This is a genomic window from Paenisporosarcina sp. P5_A11 (genome assembly GCF_056400705.1).
The window spans coordinates 1-5,399 of the sequence record NZ_JBFUKT010000202.1; the positions used below are offsets into that span (position 1 = coordinate 1).

Consider the following 5,399-nt stretch of genomic DNA (forward strand, 5'->3'; position numbering starts at 1 on the left):
GCATAAGCCCAAGCTTTGTTTGATGATACATCAGAGAACTTACCTTCATATGCTTTTGTTTCTAACTCAAGAGCACGTGCTATTAATACAGCAAACTCTGCACGAGTTAATTTATCTTCTGGTGCAAACAATTCTTTTGTTTTACCGAAGATAATTTTTTTCGTAGCTAACGCTTCAATTTGCACTTTAGCCCAGTGACTTGAAATATCATTGAATGTCACTGGTGGTGTAACTACCTCGTCAGATTTCATAACTGAAATATTTTGAGTTGCTTCATGACCCACTAAGTCAACTACTTTAAGCTCAAAGTCATTTTTACCATTTACTAATGGAAGAACTACGTCAACTGTTTGACTGTAACCTAACATTGCATATGGCTCAGAGACTGGCTTCGCGAAAACTTCACTCCCATTTAAATATAGGCTAATTTCATCGAAGTTATCGCCAACTTTTACTTTGATAGTTGGGTTTGGAGAAGTTGTTGAAACACTAGTTGGAACTGTTCCCGAGACTGCTTCTACAGTTGGTAATGTTGTATCTACAAATATTTTACGTGAAATGTCGATTTTGTTACCGTGTTCATCTTCTGCTTCAACTTTTACGTTTTTCACCCCGTCAGTAAATTTTACCTTATGAGAGAACTTAGATCCATCAAATGAATCTACTTTGACATCATTTACTTTAACTGATACAACGTCTGAATCATCCACTACTGTACCAGATACAACTACTTCAGAAGTATCATACTCTACGAAATAGTCTGATGGAGTTTCGAAGTAAATTACTGGCACTTTCGTTTCTGCAAAATCTTCTACCGTAACGTTTCCAGCGATATCCCATACTTTAACTGTTACTTTATCTTTGCTATTTAATTCACCTGCGATTACATAAGATTCAAGTGTTGCAGCTTCAGTTACTTCTTTACCATTTACATATACTTCAACACGGTCAATTCCTACACCGCCTGTATTGTCTACTACATTTGTTGTAGAAACTGTTTTCGTTTCAGCATCAAATTCGATGTCAGCAGTTGGTGCTTTTGTATCTAAATTAATTGGGAACTCGACTGATTGCCATTCAGCACCTTCAAAATCAATAACAGCGCGTAATTGGATAAAGTATTGACCATCCGCAGCTGCTTTACCGTTGATTTTTCCATCCCATCCATTAGCTGATTGATATGTGTATGCTGGACTTGTGTCAGAATGAGTATAATGTTTTGTTAAGTTTTTAGCTGTACGAATTGTACGCACTTTATTGCCATTTGCGTCTAATACGTTCACTTCAAAATTTTTCGCGTTACGTATTAAAGAGTAAACAGGAATTGCTTTGTCTACGTTGCCATCTGCGTTAGGAGAAAAAGCAAATTTAGATGGAACATATTCTGTACCTAATGATGGACCTTGGATATTGTTCCCTTTTTCGTCAGCTAGTGCTTGGAAACCCCAGTATGTTAAATCATCCCATGCGAACTCATCGAAGATTGAAGCATCATCCCATGAACCATTGAATCCGAAGAATGGAACTGTTAATGGCACGTTTCCTGTTGTTTCTTCATTTGGATCTTCAAGCATTACTAATCCATCAAGGAAGAATCCGTTTACGAATGTTTCGAAACCTTCCATATCTTTCAATGCTGATGCATCGACTGATACTTGGATTTCTACTTCTCCATTTGCAGCAATTTCAACTGTTTCAGGAGCTTGTACATCAACTAAATCCGTTACAATATTGGATCCAGCGTCATTCGGTCTTACTACATCATAACCAGATGCTTTTAATGCATAATCTGTTTGAAGTTGAACATCTACATTGAAGTTTTTCACTTCATCAGAATAGTTTTTCGCTTTTAATGTGAAATTAAATTTGCCATCTTTGATTTCTTTTAATGCTACTTTTGCTTCACCAGTTGCTTTGTTTGTTACCATCACATCTGTTTCTAAAGCGTTAGCAAGTTGCATAATACCTGAACCTTGACGACGTGGTGATACGTATTCAGTTAATCCATCATATTTAGCAAATACTACTGGTTTTGATGTGTTCATCATTAAGTTTTTCGCAAACTCTACGCGAGCTGCTCCAGTTAAGCCAAACTTTTTATTTACACGTTCCATCACTAATGCAGTACCACCGGCTACATGTGGAGCTGCCATAGATGTACCGCTCATTAGTCCGTATTCATTGTTATTCAATGTCGAGAAGATGTTTCCACCTGGAGCTGTAATTTCAGGTTTGAAATCTAAGTTCGGTGTAGGACCCCAAGACGTAAATCCACTCATTTTACCTGCAGTAGGACTTGCTGTTTCAATATATTTACCATCGAAACCAACTGTTACAGCTTTACCACCATCAAGAGCTGCTTTAAGTGCTAATCCATCAACTTGAAGTGCTGACATGAATGGAATTTTAATCTCTGAATTAGATGCCATGCTGATTGTGCCAGCAGCATTGTTGTAAACAATAACTCCTTCAGCACCTGCAGCTTGTGCATTCAAACCTTTATCAACAAAGTTAATGCCATTTCCGCGGGATACTAATGCGAATTTTCCTGTTAAATCTTTCCCTGCGAAATCAGCAACCGATCCAAATCCTGCGAATTCTACTGGGTATTCTTCTAGAGGTAAATCGTTTGGTTCTTCTTCATTCGCAAGTAAGAACATTGCACGGCCAGCCTCAGCACCGTCAAATTCGTATGTGAAACTTGAAGCTTTGATTATGCTATTTTCGAATGAAGCAACACCGAATGAATCTTCAGATACGGATGGTGAACCTGTCAAACCATAATCTTGGTTATCAGCCATTGGATAGAATGTGCCTGAACCAAACATATTTGAGTTACCAGCAGAAATGGCCACTAGTAAACCATTATTTTGCGCACGTGTTACTGCCACTTGTTCTGGGTTCGAGTTATCAACAAAACCTGCTGTAGAACCTAATGACATGTTAATAACGTCTGCTCCAAGTTTAATCGCATCGTCTATTGCTTTCACATAAATGTCGCCGAAAGTTGATGGGAATAATGGATCGTTACCGAATACTTTAAGTGCTAAAAGTTGAGCTTCTGGAGCTACCCCTTTGATACCACCTTTTTCTTCGTCACCGTTCGCTCCAACAGTACCTGAAACGTGCATTCCATGCATAGATGCTCCTGGACCGATGTCACGAATTTCTTGGTTGCCATCCATATAGTTATAACCGTATGGAACTTTGGCAGTGAAGTATTTACCTGCTTCGATTGAACCGTTTCCAAGTAATTCCCCAACATCAGCAGATGAGATATCACCTGATGCGTTATCTGTTAAAATCATATCGCGGTGAGATGGGTCGATACCAGTATCGATAACGCCTACTACCATTCCTTCACCTTTGAAGTTGAATTTTTCCCAAGCCAACTGGGCTTGTATTAATTCTTTAGAGTGTGTCATTTCTGGTTTTGCCACGGGACGCGCATATTCAGTAGATTCAGTTACAGATTTAACCCCTGCTGTATTTGCGATGCGAGCGACGTCTTTTGCATCTACTTCAGCAGAGAATCCGTTAAAGACAGTAGTGAAGTTTTCTTTAATATTTATATTTTTTGCAAATTTTGAAATCGTAGTTTGAACGTTTACTTGATCACTTTCGATTGAAGCTTCTAAACTTTTACGTTGTGTTTCTGGTAATTCTTTATAAAGAACACCCTTTTTAGTAGCAGTTTCAATTGCTGGTGCTTTTTCAAGTTCTACGATGATGCGAACTTTCTCACTAGGGTTTTCTGGTGCAATTAGACGAGCAGGTATTTTGTTTTCCTGTTTTTGTAAACTAGTGGTTGGAATTTGTTTTCCTAGTTGCGCTGCTGCAGCTGGGGCTGGAGCACCGATGGATGCTGTACTAAGCATTAATGCAGTTGCCATTGCAACCATCATGCTCTTTCTCGAATTGTTCAATATACTTTCCTCCCTTAATGTGTTTCATAGCTAGATGAGAAATACCAAAATCAGGCTTCAATCTAAGTTATGTGACAATTAAAAATTTACCATATATTTCGATTGTTGCAAATGTAAARTATCATTATCTTATATTACATTTTGATTACAATATTCTAATTACCGGGGAAAGTAGTTGCATAGAAGGCTTATACGATTAGTTTTTATAGTTTATATGAACTATTAAATTAATTTTTGCATCTAGTATTTTTGGATTATTGTTCGAAAATGTGACTTATTTTGGTTCGTCAGGAAGTTATTCATGGATAATGCGAGACTATTCGTTCATGTACTATTAATCCAATGGAATTCAATATGCCTAGTAATTTTACTCAATGATTTTTTTATTCCATTAGTTATTAGAATATATCGAATAGTATAATTTGTAAATAAAAATTGAGGAATATGGTAAAAGTGACAGGTAATGTCGTATTTTTGGAAGCATTTTGTCCCGCTAGTTTGATATATTGCTCATGTTGGTTCTTGATTGAGAGGTTTATTCCCTTTCAATTGTGTTTGTTCCTTTTCGATGTTAGTTTATTCCCTTTCAATCTATGTTTATTCCCGTTCAACATATCTTTAATCCCGTTCAAACGGTGTTTATTCCCGTTCGCCCAATTAATCCCAATGAAAATGATGCCAGGCACTTTCAATATTGCGTAATACCTTGAATGGTTACAGTCGAAAATCCGACTGCTTCTTTTCTGTTAGTGACACTCTCGCGGTGCTCGATTAAAAAGGCGTGGTGCACTTTGTCACAGATTCATTAGGTAAAGGTGTAGCACAGTGCTTTCCAAAAATCACCGCTAATCTCAGTTATTAATTTGCACTAAAAAAGGAGCCAGCAAGTGCTGACCCCTCTTCTATTCTTATAAATCGCCTAATTTAACCAGTGCACGGTGAAGCATAACTGCCGCTTCAGCACGAGTTGCGTTGTCTTTAGGTGCAAAAGTATTGTTTTTGCGTCCTGCTACGATACCTAATGCAACTGCTTGTTTAACGCTTAATTTTGCATATGAACTAATTTTGCTATCATCCGCAAACTCTTTAGACGTATCTAAATTGTTCAATAATGAAGCATCTTCATATTTCACAGCACGAACAACGATTGCCGCGATTTCTTCACGTGTAATTTTAGCRTCTGGATYGAATGTTCCATTTSTTTTACCACTGATAATACCAGCACGAGCTGCTGCTTCAATAGCTGCATAAGCCCAAGCTTTGTTTGATGATACATCAGAGAACTTACCTTCATATGCTTTTGTTTCTAACTCAAGAGCACGTGCTATTAATACAGCAAACTCTGCACGAGTTAATTTATCTTCTGGTGCAAACAATTCTTTTGTTTTACCGAAGATAATTTTTTTCGTAGCTAACGCTTCAATTTGCACTTTAGCCCAGTGACTTGAAATATCATTGAATGTCACTGGTGGT

Annotated in this window: 2 protein-coding genes; both read right to left on the reverse strand. The window is 37.6% G+C overall.

Annotated elements, in window-relative coordinates:
• Positions 1-3,926: S8 family serine peptidase (locus AC1DOS_RS17565; protein ID WP_477538540.1), on the reverse strand; the 3,926-nt coding region annotated here is incomplete at its 3' end.
• A 908-nt stretch (positions 3,927-4,834) separates the two neighbouring features.
• Positions 4,835-5,399 (reverse strand): S-layer homology domain-containing protein (locus AC1DOS_RS17570; protein WP_477538541.1); only part of this gene is annotated, 565 nt, incomplete at its 5' end.